The sequence below is a fragment of the Actinoplanes derwentensis genome, from assembly GCF_900104725.1.
GTDB lineage: Bacteria > Actinomycetota > Actinomycetes > Mycobacteriales > Micromonosporaceae > Actinoplanes > Actinoplanes derwentensis.
In genome coordinates this window covers 2,196,863-2,213,562 of the sequence record NZ_LT629758.1, presented here as the reverse complement: position 1 = coordinate 2,213,562, position 16,700 = coordinate 2,196,863, and the positions used below count along the sequence as shown (strand labels likewise).

Sequence of the window (16,700 nt, the reverse complement as noted above, 5' to 3'; positions counted from 1 at the left end):
GCCCTATTCGGGGGCGCGCTGGCGCTGCCGCAGGTAGGCCAGGACCGCCTCACGGGTGGTTCGCACCCCGAACAGGGCCCGTGCCTCGGCGATGCGGCGGTTGGCGGTGCGCAGCGACAGGAATTCGGCGGCGGCCGCCGCGGCGATGGTGTCACCGGCGGCCAGGCGGTCGAGCAGGGCGCGTTGTTCGGGGATCAGGTTGGCCAGGGGGTCGCCGCCGTCGACGCCCTGATTGACCGGGCCGAGGCGGGACAGGTCGTCGATCAGGGCCCGGCCGGCGGCTGATTCGGTGTCGCAGACGGCGACGACTCCGGCGCCGCGGGCGGCCGCGAGGACGGCGAGTTGCGCGGATTCGGTGTCGTCGTCGCCGATGCGGCCGTGCAGCACCAGGTGAGCGGCGCCGACGTCCCAGGTGGGGTCGGGCAGGGCGAAACCGGCCCGGGCGGTCCATCCCTCGCGGGCCAGCCGGCGCAGAACGGTGTCTGCTTCGGCGGAAGTGGCTACTACGTGGCGTGGAGCGTCGTCGGGCTGTCGTATCACCGGCCATCCTCGCTGGGTTCGAAGGGTTCGGGCCCTGCTGCCGGGGTGACGGCGAAGGCCAGTGCGGCGGCTTCGGTACGGGTGCGGGCGGCGAGTTTGCGCATGCTGGCCCGGATGTGGGTGTCGACGGTCTCGGCGGAGATGCCGAGTTGCCCGGCGATGCGGCGGGTGGGTTCCCCGGCGGCGACCAGGCGCAGCACGTCGAGTTCGCGGCGGGTCAGGCGCCCGTCGGAGCGGGGGCTGCGGGTGTCACGCTGGATCTGGTGGCGGCGCAGTCCGCGGCGGGCGCGCCCGGCCAGCACGGTCAGCCCGGCGGTGTCGGCGAGTTCTTCGGCGCGCAGCAGGGCCGCGACTGCGGTGTCGCGGTCGGTGCCGGTCAGTCCGGCGGCGATCAGGCAGCGGATCTGTTCGCGCAGTGACACCGGTTGCCAGCTGTCGGCGGCGGTGTCGAGTCCAGACCCGACGGCCCAGGCGGTCAGGGTGCGGCGGGCCGGGGCCGGCAGGTCGACGGGGATCGCCGGGCTGCCGGGTTCGCCGAGGTCGTAGGCGGCCCAGCGGGCGGTGATCGCGTGGAGTCCGGCGAGCAGGCCGTGGCCGGCGTCGGCCGGGATCCGGGCGGCGCGGTCGGGTTGGCCGTCGAGCCAGGCGGCTTCGCGGGCGACCCAGTCGGCGGCCGGGTGGGCCGGGGCGTGGTCGAGGCGGGCGCGGGCGGCGGCGAGCAGGCCGGTGTCGGCTTCGATCAGGGCGGTCGCGGCGGTGGCGTAGGCCCGGGCCTGGGCGGGCAGGGCCAGGTCGGTGAGGTTCGCGGCCCGGCGCAGCACGCCTTCGGTGCCGTCCCAGGACAGTTCCGCCGGGAAACCGGGGCCGTGCAGGGCCAGGGCCCAGTCGGAAGCGGCCAGGAAACGGGTCTGCCACCCGTACGCCAGCGCCTGTCCGGCGGCCTCGGCCGCCTGCAACGCCGCGCCGGCCGCCTCGACCAGGCGGCCTTCAGCGGCGAGGTGTTCCACCAGGAGCCACGACGACCAGCGGGCGATCAGCGGGTCGTCGAAGCGGGCGGCCTCGGCCAGGGCGGTGTCCCAGCCGGGTAGCCGGTGGGTGGCCCGGACCGCGGCCAGCGCGGCGGTGATGCCCGGCGGTGGCGACGGATGCCGCACGGCGATCTTGTCGGCGAGTTCGAGGGCACTCATCGGTTCGGCGGTCAGGGTGGCCAGCAGCACGACCCGGTCGCGGGCGGCGACCACCGCGGCGGTCGCGGTGTCCGGTACCGGGCGGACCGCGTCGCGGGCGGCGGCCGGCTCCCCGGCCTGCAGCAGGGCCTCGCCGCGCAGCACCGCGGCTTCCAGGGCGAGCGGGTCGGGTGCCGGGCCGGGGACGATGCTCGCGGCCAGCGGGCGCAGCACGTCGGCGGCGTCCGGGGCCCGGCCGGTGGCCAGTGCCGCGTCGGCGGCGGCCAGCCGCACCCGCGGGTCGACCGGAGTGTCCAGGCCGCACGCGAACAGCAGCAGGGCACAGCGTTGCGCGCCGACGCTGTGGTCGGCGGCGGCCAGAGCCTTGCGGTAGGCGCCGGCCGGGTCGCCGGCGGCGGCGAGATGCCGGGCGGCTTCGGCGGGCGGCGTCAGGTCGGCGAGACGGGCGTGCATCTCGGCGCGGGCGGGCGCGTCGAGCAGGCCGGCGGCGGTCTCGGCGACGTACGCCGACACCGGGATCAGCGAGCCGCCGGTCTCGGCGGTGACCAGGCCCGCGGCGAGCAGGTCGGCGGCGCCGGTGCCGAGCAGGGCCGGGGCTGCGGGCCGGCCGAGCAGCCCGAGTGCGGCCAGGGCGGTGCGGGCCGGTCGGGGCAGGTCGGCCAGGGCGGCGGCGATCGCGTACGCCACCTGGTCGATGTCCTCGCCGATCGGCGCGCGACCGGCGGCGGCCTGCCGGGCCAGCGCGATGACCGCCAGGGGGTTGCCGCCGGCCCGGGCGATGACCGTGGCGGCGGCCTGTTCACCGAGACCACCGGCGGTCTGGCGCACCAGGGCGGCGGCCTCGGCGGCGGTCAGTGGCGGCACCGGCAGCCAGGCGGTGGCGGCGTCGCGCAGTGCGGCGGCCAGCGGTTCGGGCAGCCGGTGCGGGGTGCGCAGCGCGACCAGGACCCGGCAGGAGCGGGCCAGGTGCGGCAGGGCGGCGAGGGTGGCCGGGTCGGCGTGCTGCAGGTCGTCCAGCACCAGCAGGCCGCCGCGCACCCGGGAGCGGACCGCTTCGGCGAGCAGCGGGACGTCGTCGGCGGGCAGCCGGGCGCGGACCGCCCGGGACAGGGCCAGGGCCGGGACTTCGGCCAGCATGGCCAGGCCGCCGCCGAGGTGGACGGGGCCGGGGACCGTGGCGGCGATGCGGCGCAGCAGTGTGGAACGTCCGCAGCCGGGTGGGCCGGTGAGCACGACGAGGGCGGGCCCCTGGCGCAACACGGTACGGGCGGCCGTCTCGGGCTCGTCCGTCACCTGTGCTCCCCCCTTGTCGACGTCACTGGCACGAACACGGGATCCCGGCCGGTCCGGGTGCGTCCGTAGTCTGTGGTGCGAGAACCACTGCTACCGAAAGGTCCCTTCGTGACGACGACATCCGCGATACGCACATTGTCGCCGACGGTGTGCTGCGCTGACGAGTCGAAGTGACCGGTCAGCTCACCACGGGGATCGCGACGCTGTGTCACGAGATCGTCACCCGGGTATCCTCCGATGCTGGTCAACAGGTCCGGCAGATCAGCAATCGGCTTCACGATCCGTTACGAGTGGCGATCGCGGGCCGCTTGAAAGCCGGAAAGTCGACACTAGTCAACGCGATGATCGGCCGTCGTGTCGCCCCCACCGCGGCCGGCGAGTGCACGCGCGTGGTCACCCGGTTCCGTTACGGGCCGGCCGACCGCATCGACGTCGTCACCCGTGACGGTGAACGCCACAGTCTTCCCCTGGACGACGACGGCATGGTCCCGGCCCGTCTCGGCGTGCCCGCCACCCGGATCGCGTACGTCGACGTGGCCCTGACCTCCGACCGGCTGCGGGACCTGACCGTCGTCGACACCCCCGGTCTGGCGTCCACCGACACCGCCGGCAGCGCCCGCGCCGAAGCCGCCGTCGGCATCGACGACGACTCCGCCGACGAGGTGGCCGCCGCCGAAGCCGTCGTCTACGTCTTCACCCAGGCTGTGCGCGCCGACGACGTGCGCGCCCTGGAGGCCTTCCACACCGCCTCGGCCCGCCTGGCGACCAGCCCGATCAACGCGATCGGCGTGCTGGGCAAGGTCGACACCCTGGTCGGCGGGGCCGGTGACCCGTGGCCGGTCGCCGAACCCCTGGCCCGCCAGCAGGCCGGGCTGCTGCTGCGCACCGTCGGCGACGTCGTACCGGTCGCGGGCCTGCTCGCCGAGACCACCACCGCCGGGCGGCTCACCGGCACCGACCGCGACGCCCTCGCCGCGCTGGCCGCGCTGCCCGCCGACGACCTGCGGATCCTGCTGCTGTCGGCCGACCTGTTCCGCACCCGCCCCGCACCGCTGGGCCCCGACCAGCGCGAACGCCTGCTGATCCGGCTCGACCTGTACGGCATCGGCTACGCCTGCGCGCTGCTGGCCGCCGAACCGCGCCTGGGCACCGGCGAACTGGTACGCCGGCTGTGTGCCGCGTCCGGCCTGGACCGGCTCACCGCCACCGTCGACCAGACGTTCCGCTGGCGTTCCGACGCCATCAAAGCCGGCTGGGCGCTGACCCGGCTGGAACGCCTGGCCTCCTTCGACCCGCAGTCGCGCCCGGTCATCCGCGACGCCGTCGAACAGGCCCTGCGTGACCCCGCCTACCACCGGCTGCGGCTGCTGGACGCCGCCCAGCGGGCCGCCACCGGCGCCGTGACCCTGCCACCGGACTGGGAGCAGGAACTGATCCGGCTGGCCACCTCCGACGACCCGCGCTGGATCCTGCGGCTACCCGAAGCCGACGCCGGGCAACTGGCCAGTGCCGCGGTGCTGGCCGCGGGACGCTGGCGGGCGTACGCCGTCGACGGCGCCGGACCCGCCCAGGCCCGTCTCGCGCACGTCGCCCACCGCGGTTTCCAGCTGCTCGCCCAGGAGGTACGCCAGTGCAGGACCTGACCGCCCTGCTGGACGACGCCGTCCGCGACACCGTCTCCTACCTGCGCACCGCCGACCCGGACGCGGCCGCCGACCTGGTCGAGTTGCGCCGCGCCCACCTGACCCGCCCCGGTGTGGTCGTCGTCGGCGAGACCAAACGCGGCAAGAGTTCCCTGATCAACGCGCTGCTCGGGGTGCCCGGCCTGTCCCCGGTCGACGCCGCCGTCACCACCGCCGCCTACCTGAGTTTCGTGCCCGGCAGCGTGTTCTCGGCGCGGGCGTGGCTGCCCGGCGGCGCGGAGATCGAGATCGACTCCCTCGACGAGTGGGCCCGCGGCAAGCAGCGCACCCGCAAGATCGAGGTCACCCATCCGGCGCCGCTGCTGCAGTACCTGACGCTGCTGGACACCCCCGGCGCCGGCGGCCTGGACCCGGTGCACGCCACCATCGCCCTGGACGCGGTCCGCCGCGCCACCGCGCTGCTGTTCGTCGCCGACGCGTCCGCCCCGCTGTCGCAGCCCGAATTGGACTTCCTGGCCGCCGCCACCGAACGGGTCGACGCCGTCGTCTTCGCCCTCACCAAGATCGACGCCTACCCGCAGTGGCGGACCATCGCCGAGGACAACCGATCCCTGCTGCAGGCGCACGCACCCCGGTTCGCGGCCGCGCCCTGGTTCCCGGTCAGTGCCCGCCTCGCCGAGATCGCCCTGACCGCCGACCCGGCCACCCGCGACACCCTGGCCGCCGAGTCCAAGGTGCCCGACCTGCAGCACGCCCTGGTCGAACTCGCCGGCCGCGGCCACCAGCTACGGCTGGCCAACGTGCTGCGCGCCGCGCACCGCGACCTGACCCGGCTGCGTGACGCCGGCGACCAACGGGTGAAGGCGTCCGCCGCCGACCCGGCCGCCCAGGCCGCCACCCGCGCCGAACGCGCCGCCCTGGCCGCCCGCAAACGCACCGAGTCCCGGCAGTGGACGCTGAGACTCAACACCGAGATCCAGCACGCCCGGGTCGCGGTCGTCGGGCATCTGCGGACCCGGATCACCGAGGTCCAGCACGACTACGCCCGCCGCATCGACACCGCCGGCAGTGAAGCGCTGTCCGCGCTGCCGGACGAACTCGACACCCAGCTGCAGGCGGTCGCCGCGCAGATGTCGGCGACGCTGGAGGACACCTACCGCGACGTGGCCGAGAAGGTCCTTGCCGACACGTTCGACCCGGCCCTGGTCAGCGCGACTCTGCGGCACACCATGACGGCCGGGCCACCGCGTGACGGTGCGGGCGACAACGTACTGATCGCCCTGTCCGCCGGCGGGATCGCGCTGATCGCCGGGCGAGGCGCGATGATCGGGCTGTCCGCGGTGGCCGGTGCCGGATTCCTGATCCCGTTCGCCGGCCTCGGACTCGGGCTGGCCGCCGGTGGGTACGTCATCTACCGGCGCCGCGTGCACACCGACCGCCGGCACGCCCACACCTGGCTGCGTGACGTGCTCGGCGAGGCCCGGGCCGCGCTCACCGACGAGATCAGCGGCCGGTTCACCGACCTGCAGTACTCCCTCGCGGTCGCGCTCGACGACGCCATCGAACGCCGGCTGCGCGAACTCGACGCCCTGATCGCCGAGATCGACGCCGCGGCCGCCGAGGACGCGGCCGGCCGGGCGAAACGGCGGGCCGCCGCCACCACCGACCGTGACGCCGCCGCCGCCCGGCTGCGGCAGGCCGACGAAGCCCTGTTGCGCGCCCGTTCCCTGACCCCCGCTCCCATCGACGAAGGACTCCGATGACCGACCACTGGGACCACGACGATTTCGACTTCGACCTGCCGGACGACGTGCACACCCCTGATCTGCCGTCGCTGGAGCATGTCGATCTTGACCTTCCGGATCTGCCCGACCTTCCGGACCTGCCGGAGATCGATATCCCGGACCTGCCCGATGTAACGGAGACGGTCGCCGACGACCTGTTCCCCCCGTCCCTCGACGTCGACCTGCCGGAACCGATCGACGGTTTCCCCTGGGTCGACACCACCACCCTGGGCGCGCCCGACCTGCAGGGCTTCGTCCCGCCGGCCGAGACGGTCACCCCGGAGGAACTCGCCGCCCACGCCGGTGTCGAGATTCCGCCCGGCGCCGACCCGTGGACGTTCCTGGCCGGTTCCGACGATCCGGCCACCGCGGCCCTGGCCCGCTGGTGGACAACGGATGAACGGTGATCCACGTCTCCCGCTGCGAGCGTGAGAGTGGCATCATGACCGCGCACCGACCACATCCCAGGAGCGCGTCACATGTCAAGCACCACCCTCGCGGGTAAACGGGAACGCACCGGCTGGTACTTCTACGACTGGGCGAACTCGGCGTTCTCCACCACCGTCATCACGGTGTTCCTCGGCCCGTTCCTGACCAGCATCACCGAACGGGCCGCCGGCTGCGCGATCGACGCCGACGCGTGCGACGGCACGGTCCACCCGTTCGGTATCCCGGTGGCGGCCGGCTCGTACTACGCCTACCTGGTGTCGCTGTCGGTGCTGCTGACGGTGTTCGTGCTGCCGGTGATGGGCGCGATCGCCGACCGGGCGCCGCGCAAGAAGCCGCTGCTGGCCGGGGCCGCGTTCACCGGTGCCGCCGCGACCATCGCGATGGCGTTCGTGACCGGTGACCGTTACCTGCTCGGCGGCCTGCTGTTCATGGTCGCGAACATCGCGTTCGGGGCCGCGATCGTCGTCTACAACTCGTTCCTGCCGCAGCTGGCCGGACCCGACGACCGGGACCGCATCTCCAGCCGCGGCTGGGCCATCGGCTACCTCGGCGGCGGGGTCCTGCTGCTGCTGAACCTGGTCGCGGTGATGTCACTGTCGGAAGAGGGCAACCCGCAGCGCACCCTGGACCTGGCCCGCTGGTCGATCGTGTCGGCCGGTGTCTGGTGGGCGATCTTCACCATCGTGCCGTTGCTGTGTCTGCGCGAACACCCCGGAGCCGCCGCCACCGAGGCCGCCGCGCCGGGCAACATCATCACCAGCGGATTCCGGCAGCTCGGCCGCACGATCAAGGGCATGCGCGCGTACCCGCTGACGCTGGCCTTCCTCGGCGCCTACCTGATCTACAACGACGGCATCCAGACCGTGATCGCCCTGGCCAGCCAGTTCGGCAGCGAGGAACTGGGCCTCGACCAGTCCACTCTGATCATCACGATCCTGATCGTGCAGTTCCTGGCCTTCGGCGGCGCCCTCGCCCTCGGCGCCCTCGCCACCCGGATCGGCGCCCGTAAGACCATCCTGCTGGCCCTGGCACTGTGGCTGGGCGTGGTGGTCGCCGCGTACTGGCTGCCGGAAGGCGAACCGATCCCATTCATGCTGCTCGGCGCCGGCATCGGCATCGTGATGGGCGGCAGTCAGGCCCTGTCGCGCAGCCTGTTCTCCCAGCTCATCCCGGAAGGCAAAGAGGGCGAGTACTACGGCTTCTACGAGATCAGCGACAAGGGCACCAGCTGGCTGGGCCCGCTGTTCTTCGGCCTGATCTTCCAGATCACCAACAGCTACCGGGCCGGCATCGTGTCACTGGTGGTGTTCTTCCTGCTCGGCGGCATCCTGCTGGCCCTGGTGCCGTTGCGGCGCGCCATCGTCGCGGCCGGCAACACCCCGCCCACACTGATCTGATGGACATCGTCATCGATCCGGACTCGCCGGTCGCCCCCTACGAGCAGGTCCGGCTGCGGATCGCCGCGCTGGCCGCCGACGGGGAACTCGCGGCCGGCACCCGGCTGCCCGCCGTCCGCGCTCTGGCCACCGGCCTGGGCCTGGCCGCGAACACCGTCGCGCGCGCCTACCGCGAGCTGGAGGCGGCCGGTCTGGTCGAGACCCGCGGCCGGCACGGCACGGTGATCACCGCGAAGGCGGCCGGCACGTCCGGGCAGGCCCAGCGCGCCGCGATCGCCTACGCGGAGCGGACCCGGTCTCTCGGTGTTCCGGCGAGCGTGGCGCTGGCCCTGGTCAAGGCCGCTTTGGAAGACCATTGATCGGTACGAGCAGGTAGCCCTTCGCCGTACCACCACTCCCCTGGCGGCCTCGCGAGGCGGGCACGGGTCCGGGCCGACGGCGCGACCGCCGGGCCGAGGCGACGGTCACCATGATCAACGCGATAGGGTGCCCGCCGATGGGTGCCGACGCGGAGATCCACGTCTTCGACTACCAGCGTTACCGGACCGAGGTCGTCCCGGCGCTGGTGGACCTGTTGCGTACCGGCGAACCCGGCCCGTTCCTGATCGCGTTCTTCCGTGACACCGCCGCCAGCCACCGGATGGACTTCACCGCCCGGTGGCCGCGGATGGCCGCCCACCTGCGGACCCCGCCGACCGACCTGGCCCGGCACTGCACCTGGCTCGGCCCCGACCTGCGGCACCGGCCCGAACCCTGGCTCGGCACACCCCGCGCCGACCAGCGCCACGACCTGGTGTGCCCGTCCCGGACCTGCCCCGAACGCGGCCACTGCCTGCTGCACGGCGACCGGGCCGGCGCCGAAAACGTCAACATCCTCTTCGAGGCCCTGGTCACGGCCTGCTGCCTGGACCGGCCGCAGTTCGTCGGCCGCACCCAGGATCCGCTCGACTACTGGCCACTGCTGGACGCCTGGCGGGTCCCGGCCGGCGATCCGCTGCGCCGGTTGCTGGCCGCCCTGGCCGACCGGGGCGCGGTGCTGGGCTACGGATTCGGCGTGACCGAGGGCGTACACGGCTGGCTCACCGAAGCCGAGACCGCCGACCTGGCCCACCGCCTGACCGCTCTGCCGCTGCCCCGCTACGAGCCCACCTACGAGGCGATGCGCGACCTGCACTACGTCAGCATGAGCCGCGCGGCCCAGGCCCGCACCGCCGCACCGCCGCCCGGCCCGTCCTGGCTGGAGGTGAGCCTGTCGTTCGTCCGCACCGTCGCGGTGATCGCCGCCGCCGAGAACCGGGCCGTGCTGTGGGGCAACGACGTCGGCCACGACCACTGGATCGACCACTTCCTGGACTGACCGGCTCGGGTCGTGAATTCCGGACCGCTCGGCGCGGGATCGCATTGCAGTTGCATCGCCAACGCAGTACCTTCGTAGCCATACAGTCGTATTGCATTCGGGGGAACAGATGTCACTCATCGTCGCCCTGTCCGAGGTCTCCGTCGAACTGGCCTACCTGGTGGGCGGCAAGGCAGCCGGCCTCGGCGAGCTGATCCGCAACGGGGAACGGGTGCCGCCGGGATTCTGCGTCACCACCCGGGCGCACCGCTCCGGCACGCTCCCCCGGGCCGAGATCCTCGCGGCGTACCAGCGGCTCGGCGCCGGCCCGGTGGCGGTGCGTTCCAGCGCGACGGCCGAGGATCTGCCGGACGCCAGCTTCGCCGGGCAGCAGGACACCGTCCTGGACGTGACCGGCCCGGACGCGCTGCTCGCCGCGGTGGAGACCTGCTGGGCGTCGCTGCACAGCGCCCGCGCCATCGCCTACCGCCGGGCCCACGACATGGACGACCCGACGGTCGCGATGGCCGTCATCGTGCAGCGGATGGTCGACGCGCAGGCCGCGGGTGTGCTGTTCACCGCCAACCCGCTGACCGGGCGCCGGACCGAGATGCTGGTGGACGCCGCCCCCGGACCCGGTTCGGCCGTGGTGGACGGCGCCGGCGCGGCCGACCACTACGTCCTCGACGGGTCACCGCCGGACGCCGGTGGCTGCCTGACGGCGGCGCACCTGGACGAACTGCGGTCGGTCGGTGCGCGCGTCCAGACGCAGTTCGGCGTACCGCAGGACGTGGAGTGGGCGATCGACCGGCAGGGCACGACGTGGCTGCTGCAGTCCCGCCCGATCACCACCCTGTTCCCGGCGCCCCCGGCCACCGGCACCGAGCCACGCGTCTACCTGGAGTTCGGCCACGTCCAGGGGATGCTGCAGCCGGCCACCCCGCTCGGCATGTCGACCCTCCGGACGCTGATCGCCGGGATGCTTGCGCCGCTCGGCGTCCGGGCGGACATCGTCGACATCGGCGGGCGCCTCTACGGCGACCTGACCGACATGGCCCGCGATCCCGCCACCCGCGGCCGACTGGTCAAGATCCTCGCGGTCGACTTCGGCCCCCGCGCGCAGGCGGCGATGGAGCACGTCCTGCTCGACCCCCGGTTCGCGCCACGGCGCCCCACCAAGCGCGGATCCGGCGCGGCCACGCCGTCGCTGCGGACGGCGGGACAGGCGCTCGCCGGCATCAGCCGTGCGCTCGCCCGACCCCAGGCGGCCCGGGCACGGATGATGCGCGCCGTCGACCGGCTCCGGCTGGCCTCGGCTCCTCCGCCGGACCTGCGCACCACCGCCGACCGGCTGTGCTTCGTGCAGGACGACGATCCGACCGACGTCGCCGGCGAGCTCACCTGGCCGATCGTGGCCGGCATGCTCGCCGCGGCGCTGCCGGCCCGGCTGCTGACGGGCGTGGCCACCGCCGATGAGATCCACACCGTGCTCGCCGGGATGCCGCACAACGTCACCATCGAGATGGACCTCGCGCTGTGGCGCCTCGCCCAGGACGCGGCCACCCACAAGGAGCTGCTGCTGAACACCCCGCCGGACGAGTTGGCCGCCCGGTACCTGGATGGCGAACTGCCGGAGATCGGGCTCGCGGAGTTCCTGGACACCTACGGGCACCGCGGCGCCGCCGAGGTCGACCTCGGCGTGCCGCGCTGGGCCGAGGATCCGACCCCGGTGCTCGCCGCCGTCGCCAACTACCTGCGGCTCGACGACCCGGAGCAGGCGCCCGACCGGCGGTTCGCGCGAGCCGCTGCGGCAGCCGAGGCCGCCCTGCCCGGCCTGATCGCGCGCGCCCGGCACCGGCGGCCCGTACGCGGGCGGCTCGCCGGGTTCCTGCTGCGCCGCGCCCGGGCGCTGGCCGGCCTGCGCGAGAGCGGCAAGTTCGCCGGTCTGTACCGGCTGCGGGCGATGCGTGCGCAACTGCTGATCATCGGCGCCGACCTGGCCGCGGGCGGCCTGCTCGCCGCGCCCGGAGACATCGTGTTCCTCACCCTCGACGAGGTGCACACCGCGGTGCACCAGGGCGCCGACCACCGCGACACGGTCACCGCCCGCCGCCGCGTGCACCAGCGCGAACTACGCCGCAAGACGGTACCGGTGGCGCTGCTGTCAGACGGTACCGACGTTGAGGCCGTGCTGCCGGCCGCGGCCGCCGACGACGGTGCCCTCATCGGCGTCGGGGCGGCGGCGGGCCGGGCGACCGGACCCGCCCGGATCGTCGACGACCCCGCCACCGCCCGGATCGAACCAGGCGAGATCCTTGTCGCCGCGACCACCGACCCAGGCTGGACACCGCTGTTCCTGACCGCCGCCGCGCTGGTCACCGAGACCGGAGCGATCATGGCGCACGGCCCGACTGTGGCCCGCGAGTACGGCATCCCCGCCGTCATCTGCGTGCCCGGCGTCACTCACCGGATCCGCACCGGCCAAGTGATCACCGTGGACGGCGCCACCGGCACCGTCACCATCGACCGCCCCTGACTCCCCCCCTGCCCCGCGACAAGGACGACGATGAGCCAGACCAGCACCCCCACTCGCAAGACCGTCGGCCCGCTGCTGCGCCGCGCAGCCGAGATGGAACGGGTCGCCTGGCGCAGCCTGTACCTGTGGCTGCGACGCCGGCCGCCCGTGTCGGACCCGGGCGACGCACCCTTCGCCTACGTAGGCGTGATCAAGCCGATCCTCGGCGTCTTCATCGTGCTGTCCGCGATCGAGATCCCCATCTTCGACACCGTGGTCGCACATGTTGTGCCGTGGCGCCCAGCCCGCTGGATCGTGCTCGGGCTCGGCGTCTGGGGCCTGCTGTGGATGTTCGGCTTCCTCGCCACCATGACAGTGCACCCGCACATCGTCGGCGACCGGGGCATCCGCGTGCGCCACGGCGCAAACATCGACCTCACTATTCCGTGGGACGAAGTCGCGTCGGTGTCCAAACGCTACCGCTCGGTGCCGACCAACAAGTCCGTGCAGTTCGACAACGACGGCGAACACCGCGTACTGAACGTCGCGGTCGGCAAGCAGACCAGCATCGACGTACGGCTACGCAGCCCGCTGACCTTCGACCTGCCGACCGGAACAAGCGAACCCGTCGACGAGGTACGGCTCTACGCCGACGGATTCCCCCGCGGCCGCCGGGCCACCGCCACTGTCTGACTGAAAGCATCGGTGCCATGCCCAAGAAAGTCGATCACCAAGAACGACGTGCGCTGATCGCCGCCGCCCTCATGCGGGTCGCCGCGGCGCGCGGGCTGGAGGCGGTCAGCCTGCGCCACGTCGCCGCCGAGGCCGGCGTCTCAGCGGGCATGGTGCAGCACTACTTCGCCACCAAGGACGAGATGATGGCGTTCGCGATGGCCGTGGTCCGCGGCCGCAGCCAGACCCGGGTCACCGAGTCCATCGCCCGGCTGGGCGCCGCACCAACCCCGCCGCGGCTGCTGATACGTACGATCATCACCGCCCTGCTGCCGCTCGACGAGCAGAGCAGCGACAACGCCCGGGTAGCACTGGCCTTCCTCGCCTACACCGCGGTACGCCCAGCGGCCGGACTCCGCGAGGACACCACCGAACTGCTGTCGTTCATCGCCGACCTGCTGCCCAGCCCGGACGCCGGCACAGCCGCCGGCGGTCTGCTCGCCCTCATGGAAGGCCTCGGCCTCTACCTGGTCAGCGGCAAGTACACCGCCGAGCAGGCACTAGCCGTGCTCGACGCGCACCTCGACAAGCTGTTCCCGTAGGGCCCTCCTGTGCGCCACGTGGTTCTTGAACCGCTGCACCGTGGCGGCCGGAGCCGGCGTCTTGAGCCGGTCGAAGTCGCTGCGCCGGGTCACCTGATCAACCACCGGCCCCGTTCTCCCAGCCGAAGTCAACTGATCCCCGGCCCCGTTTCCGGGTCACGGGGTGTGGATCCGGTCGACCTTGACGGTGAGGATGACGCGTTCTTCCTGTTCGCCGCCGAAACCGGGATAGGGCCGGCCGATGTACTTCTGGGACAACTCGTCGATGTTCTCCCGCGCGCCGTCCGTGGTGGCGGTCACGACACTGCCGCGCAGCGCCCAGGAGCGCGACGGCGCGGCCGGATCGGCGATCCCGATGGCGATGCGCGGGTCACGGGTGAGGTTGCGGGTCTTCTGGTGGGTGACCACCGTGTTGATCAGGACGTGTTGGCCGTCGGTGCCGGCCCAGGTCTGGGAGATCTGCGGCGATCCGTCGGGCATCAGGGTGGTGACGAAGCAGATCGCCTTGGTGTGCAGAACAGCGAGGAGGTCGTCGGGCAGGGCCATGATGGGCGGAACCTTCATTTCTTGTCGTGGTACAGGTGGTTGATGACCGCCTCGTCCGGCGGGTCGCCGGACAGGTCGGCATGCCGCAGACCGGCCAGGGCGATGGTGAGAGCACGGCGCCACAGTTGCGGGGCGACGGTCCGGGAGGCGTCCATGACGCTGCCGACCATCACGTGCACGGCGGCGAAGTCGGCGGGCGTCGCTCCCGCGGGTAGCTGGCCCGCACGGACAGCCCGGGCGATGAGCTCCGCGACGAGCGGAGTCATCTGCTCGTGGGCCCGCTGCACCAGTGTGGTGGCCTGGTCACGGCTGCGCAGCAGTTCTCCGAGTCCCCGGCTCTGCGCCTCGATCTCGAGTTGCCGCTCCAGGAACCAGGCGAGCCCGGCCCAGGCGTCGTCGTACCGCGAGGCTTGGGCGGCGAAGCCGATCACCGTCTCGATGTGCTCGCTGAACAGGGCGTCGAGCAGGTCCTGCCGGCGCGGGAAGCGCCGGTACATCGTGCCCATCCCGGTACCGGCGGCCCGGGCGATGTCTTCGTAGGAGACGTCCAGCCCTTCGGCGGCCATCAGCTCATACGCCGTGCGCAGCAGCAACTGACGGTTCCGCTCGGCATCACGGCGCAGGGCGGGGGACGACTCGGTCACGTGCCCGATCGTACGCAAGTGGAATAGATCTTCCAAGTGGAATTTTTATTCCGATTTCCGGGCCGGCGGGCTGACCGCTTCAAAGTAAGAGACTTTGCGTATCTTAAGGCTGGGCGCTATCGTGACTTTAGAGACGGAAAGTTTCTTATTGCAGGGTCGTTCGTGGTCAGCTGAGGACCAAAGGGAGAAAGATGGTGTCGACGATCTCGACGATGTCCACATCGGGCACGGCCCGTGAGGTCATGAGCAGCTCGTGCCGGAAGAGATCCTCCGGGAGCCGGACGATGCGCGGGGTGAGTCTCGACGGGTCGATCTCGCCGCGGATGGCCGCGCGGTCGACGATCTCCTGCATCGCGGACCGCTGGCCGGCCGACAGCGTCACGCGCAGGTCGTCGATGCTCGTGCCGGTCGCGCGATGGAGATCACCGAGCTGGGCGATCAACGCCAGGGCCAGAGCGAGGCGACGCTCGTTGACCTGGCGCAGCAACGCGATGACATCGCCGCGCAGACTGCCGGTGTCCGGCACGGTCACCGGGTCCCGGTCCCGTCCGGCGATGTGCAGCAACGCCGCCCGCACCAGTTCGCCTTTGCTCGGCCAGCGACGGTAGACCACGGATTTGCTGGTCCCGGCCCGCTCGGCGACGCTCTCCGGGCTGAGCGACTCGTAACCGCGATCCGTCAGCTCCGCCCAGGCCGCATCGAGCAGGGCGTCTTCGAGCGCTGCCCCGCGCCGGCGTGTCGCTGGTGTGGTGCCCATCGTGAATCCTCCGTCCGGCCGCCACCAAAAAGATACTTCCGGTTTCTTACCCGGTCCGACACCGGGGTCCGTCCCGTCCCCTCTCACCGCGAAAGAAGGCACCCCATGCGCATCCTCGTCTCCGGAGCCGGCATGGCCGGCCTCGCCGCCGGTATCAACCTCGGCGCCACCGGCCATGACGTCACCATCGTCGAGCGCGCCGGCCACCTGCGGGTCAACGGCTCACCCGTCGACGTACGCGGGGACGCCCTCGACGTCGCCCGCGCGATGGGTGTCCTCGACCGGATCCAGGCCCGCCGGGTCACCATGACCGAGCGAGCCCAGTTCGTCGACGCCACCGGCACCCTGGTCGCTGAACTGCCCGTCAGCGAGATCAGCGACTCCGAGCAGGACATCGAGATCCCTCGCGAGGACCTGGCCCGCGTCCTGCATGAGGCTCTGACCCGCACGACGTCACTCGTGTTCGGGGAATCCATCGCCGAGCTCCACGACGACGGCACCGGCGTCGAGATCACCTTCACCTCCGGCAAACAGGACCGGTTCGATCTGGTCGTCGGCGCCGACGGACTGCACTCGCTGACTCGCCGGCTCACCTTCGGGCCGGAGAGCGACTACCTCGAACACCTCGGCTTCTACGTCGCTCTCACCAACCTGACCGCCCCGCACGACAGCGGGCGTACCAGCCCGTTCCTCAACTGGCCGGGTCACCTGATCGGCATCGCGCACTATCACGACACCGCGCTCGGTGTCCTCAACTTCCGCTCCGACTGGATCGACTACGACTACCGCGACCTGGACGCCCAGAAGCGCATCCTGCTCGACGCCTTCGCCGGCCACGACGAATGGCGCGTTCCGGAGATCCTCGATGCCGTGCGTCACGACCCGGAGCTGTACTTCGACTCGGTCAGCCAGATCCACATGCCGACCTGGCACCAGGGGCGTGTCGTGCTGGTCGGCGACGCTGCGCACTGCGCCTCCAACCTGTCCGGGCGCGGCGCCTCCCTGGCCCTCACCGGCACCTGGCTGCTCGCGCAGGCTCTGCTCCACCACCCGCACGACCTCGAAGCAGCCTTCGGCGAGTACGAGGACAAGCAGCGCCCGTACGTCACCCACGCTCAGGACAGCGCCGGCCCCGGCGGTGAGCTCCTGATGCCCGCCACCCAGCAGGCGCTGGACGAACGCAACGACCGGCTCCGGGCGATGGCCCGTAGCTGAACCCGCGCTCTAAATGGGGAGCGGCAGGGGCACGGTCTGGCCTAGCCTCGCCAGGAGAGACCTGTGAAGAGGAGATCGATCATGAGGACGTCCGGCGGTTTTCCCGGTTTCCTGTTCGT

At 72.4% G+C, this 16,700-nt stretch carries 15 protein-coding genes; 10 read left to right on the top strand and 5 right to left on the bottom strand.

Annotated features, from left to right (window positions below; genetic code table 11):
• Positions 1–3 precede the first annotated feature (3 nt).
• Positions 4–540: a LuxR family transcriptional regulator gene (locus BLU81_RS10150; protein WP_231954377.1), complete on the bottom strand. Its 537-nt coding sequence runs from the start codon at positions 538–540 to the stop codon at positions 4–6.
• Positions 537–3,020, bottom strand: coding sequence for a LuxR C-terminal-related transcriptional regulator (locus tag BLU81_RS10145; protein ID WP_092543736.1), 2,484 nt, complete (start codon positions 3,018–3,020; stop codon positions 537–539). Before BLU81_RS10145 ends, BLU81_RS10150 begins: the two co-directional genes overlap by 4 nt.
• Before the next feature lie 170 nt (positions 3,021–3,190).
• Between BLU81_RS10145 and BLU81_RS10140 the strand changes: the two genes are divergently transcribed.
• The 9 genes from BLU81_RS10140 (at position 3,191) to BLU81_RS10100 (ending at position 13,419) form a co-directional block, all read left to right on the top strand.
• Positions 3,191–4,663, top strand: coding sequence for a dynamin family protein (locus BLU81_RS10140; RefSeq protein ID WP_092543734.1), 1,473 nt, complete (start codon positions 3,191–3,193; stop codon positions 4,661–4,663).
• Positions 4,651–6,426, top strand: coding sequence for a dynamin family protein (locus BLU81_RS10135; protein WP_092543732.1), 1,776 nt, complete (start codon positions 4,651–4,653; stop codon positions 6,424–6,426). The genes BLU81_RS10140 and BLU81_RS10135 overlap by 13 nt, the downstream gene beginning before the upstream one ends.
• On the top strand, positions 6,423–6,854 hold the full coding sequence (locus tag BLU81_RS10130; RefSeq protein ID WP_092543730.1) for a hypothetical protein: 432 nt from the start codon (positions 6,423–6,425) through the stop codon (positions 6,852–6,854). Before BLU81_RS10135 ends, BLU81_RS10130 begins: the two co-directional genes overlap by 4 nt.
• Positions 6,855–6,926: 72 nt before the next feature.
• Positions 6,927–8,294, top strand: a complete 1,368-nt coding sequence (locus BLU81_RS10125; RefSeq protein WP_092543728.1) for an MFS transporter — start codon at positions 6,927–6,929, stop codon at positions 8,292–8,294.
• The gene (locus tag BLU81_RS10120; RefSeq protein WP_092543726.1) at positions 8,294–8,653 is read left to right on the top strand and encodes a GntR family transcriptional regulator; all 360 of its coding nucleotides are present in this window, start codon (positions 8,294–8,296) and stop codon (positions 8,651–8,653) included. The genes BLU81_RS10125 and BLU81_RS10120 overlap by 1 nt, the downstream gene beginning before the upstream one ends.
• 137 nt (positions 8,654–8,790) lie before the next feature.
• Entirely contained in the window at positions 8,791–9,651 is an 861-nt protein-coding gene (locus BLU81_RS10115; RefSeq protein WP_092543724.1) for a hypothetical protein, read from the top strand.
• A gap of 109 nt (positions 9,652–9,760) precedes the next feature.
• Positions 9,761–12,166, top strand: coding sequence for a PEP/pyruvate-binding domain-containing protein (locus BLU81_RS10110; RefSeq protein WP_092543722.1), 2,406 nt, complete (start codon positions 9,761–9,763; stop codon positions 12,164–12,166).
• A 30-nt stretch (positions 12,167–12,196) separates the two neighbouring features.
• Entirely contained in the window at positions 12,197–12,838 is a 642-nt protein-coding gene (locus tag BLU81_RS10105; protein ID WP_092543720.1) for a hypothetical protein, read from the top strand.
• A gap of 17 nt (positions 12,839–12,855) precedes the next feature.
• Entirely contained in the window at positions 12,856–13,419 is a 564-nt protein-coding gene (locus BLU81_RS10100) for a TetR/AcrR family transcriptional regulator (protein ID WP_092543718.1), read from the top strand.
• A gap of 156 nt (positions 13,420–13,575) precedes the next feature.
• On the opposite strand, the gene BLU81_RS10095 is transcribed toward BLU81_RS10100, so the two are convergent.
• The 3 genes from BLU81_RS10095 to BLU81_RS10085 all read right to left on the bottom strand — a co-directional run bounded on the left by BLU81_RS10095 (position 13,576) and on the right by BLU81_RS10085 (position 15,366).
• Positions 13,576–13,983 (bottom strand): TIGR03618 family F420-dependent PPOX class oxidoreductase, encoded by a 408-nt coding sequence (locus tag BLU81_RS10095; protein ID WP_231954372.1) that lies wholly within the window; start codon positions 13,981–13,983, stop codon positions 13,576–13,578.
• Positions 13,980–14,609 (bottom strand): TetR/AcrR family transcriptional regulator, encoded by a 630-nt coding sequence (locus tag BLU81_RS10090; protein WP_231954370.1) that lies wholly within the window; start codon positions 14,607–14,609, stop codon positions 13,980–13,982. Before BLU81_RS10090 ends, BLU81_RS10095 begins: the two co-directional genes overlap by 4 nt.
• 166 nt (positions 14,610–14,775) lie before the next feature.
• Complete coding sequence (locus tag BLU81_RS10085; protein ID WP_092543714.1) at positions 14,776–15,366, bottom strand: TetR/AcrR family transcriptional regulator; 591 nt, start codon at positions 15,364–15,366, stop codon at positions 14,776–14,778.
• Positions 15,367–15,471: 105 nt separating this feature from the next.
• On the opposite strand from BLU81_RS10085, the gene BLU81_RS10080 reads away from it, so the two are divergent.
• Positions 15,472–16,581 carry an FAD-dependent monooxygenase gene (locus BLU81_RS10080; RefSeq protein WP_092543712.1) on the top strand — a complete coding sequence of 370 codons (1,110 nt, stop codon included), beginning with the start codon at positions 15,472–15,474 and terminating at the stop codon, positions 16,579–16,581.
• The last annotated feature ends 119 nt before the right edge of the window (positions 16,582–16,700 follow it).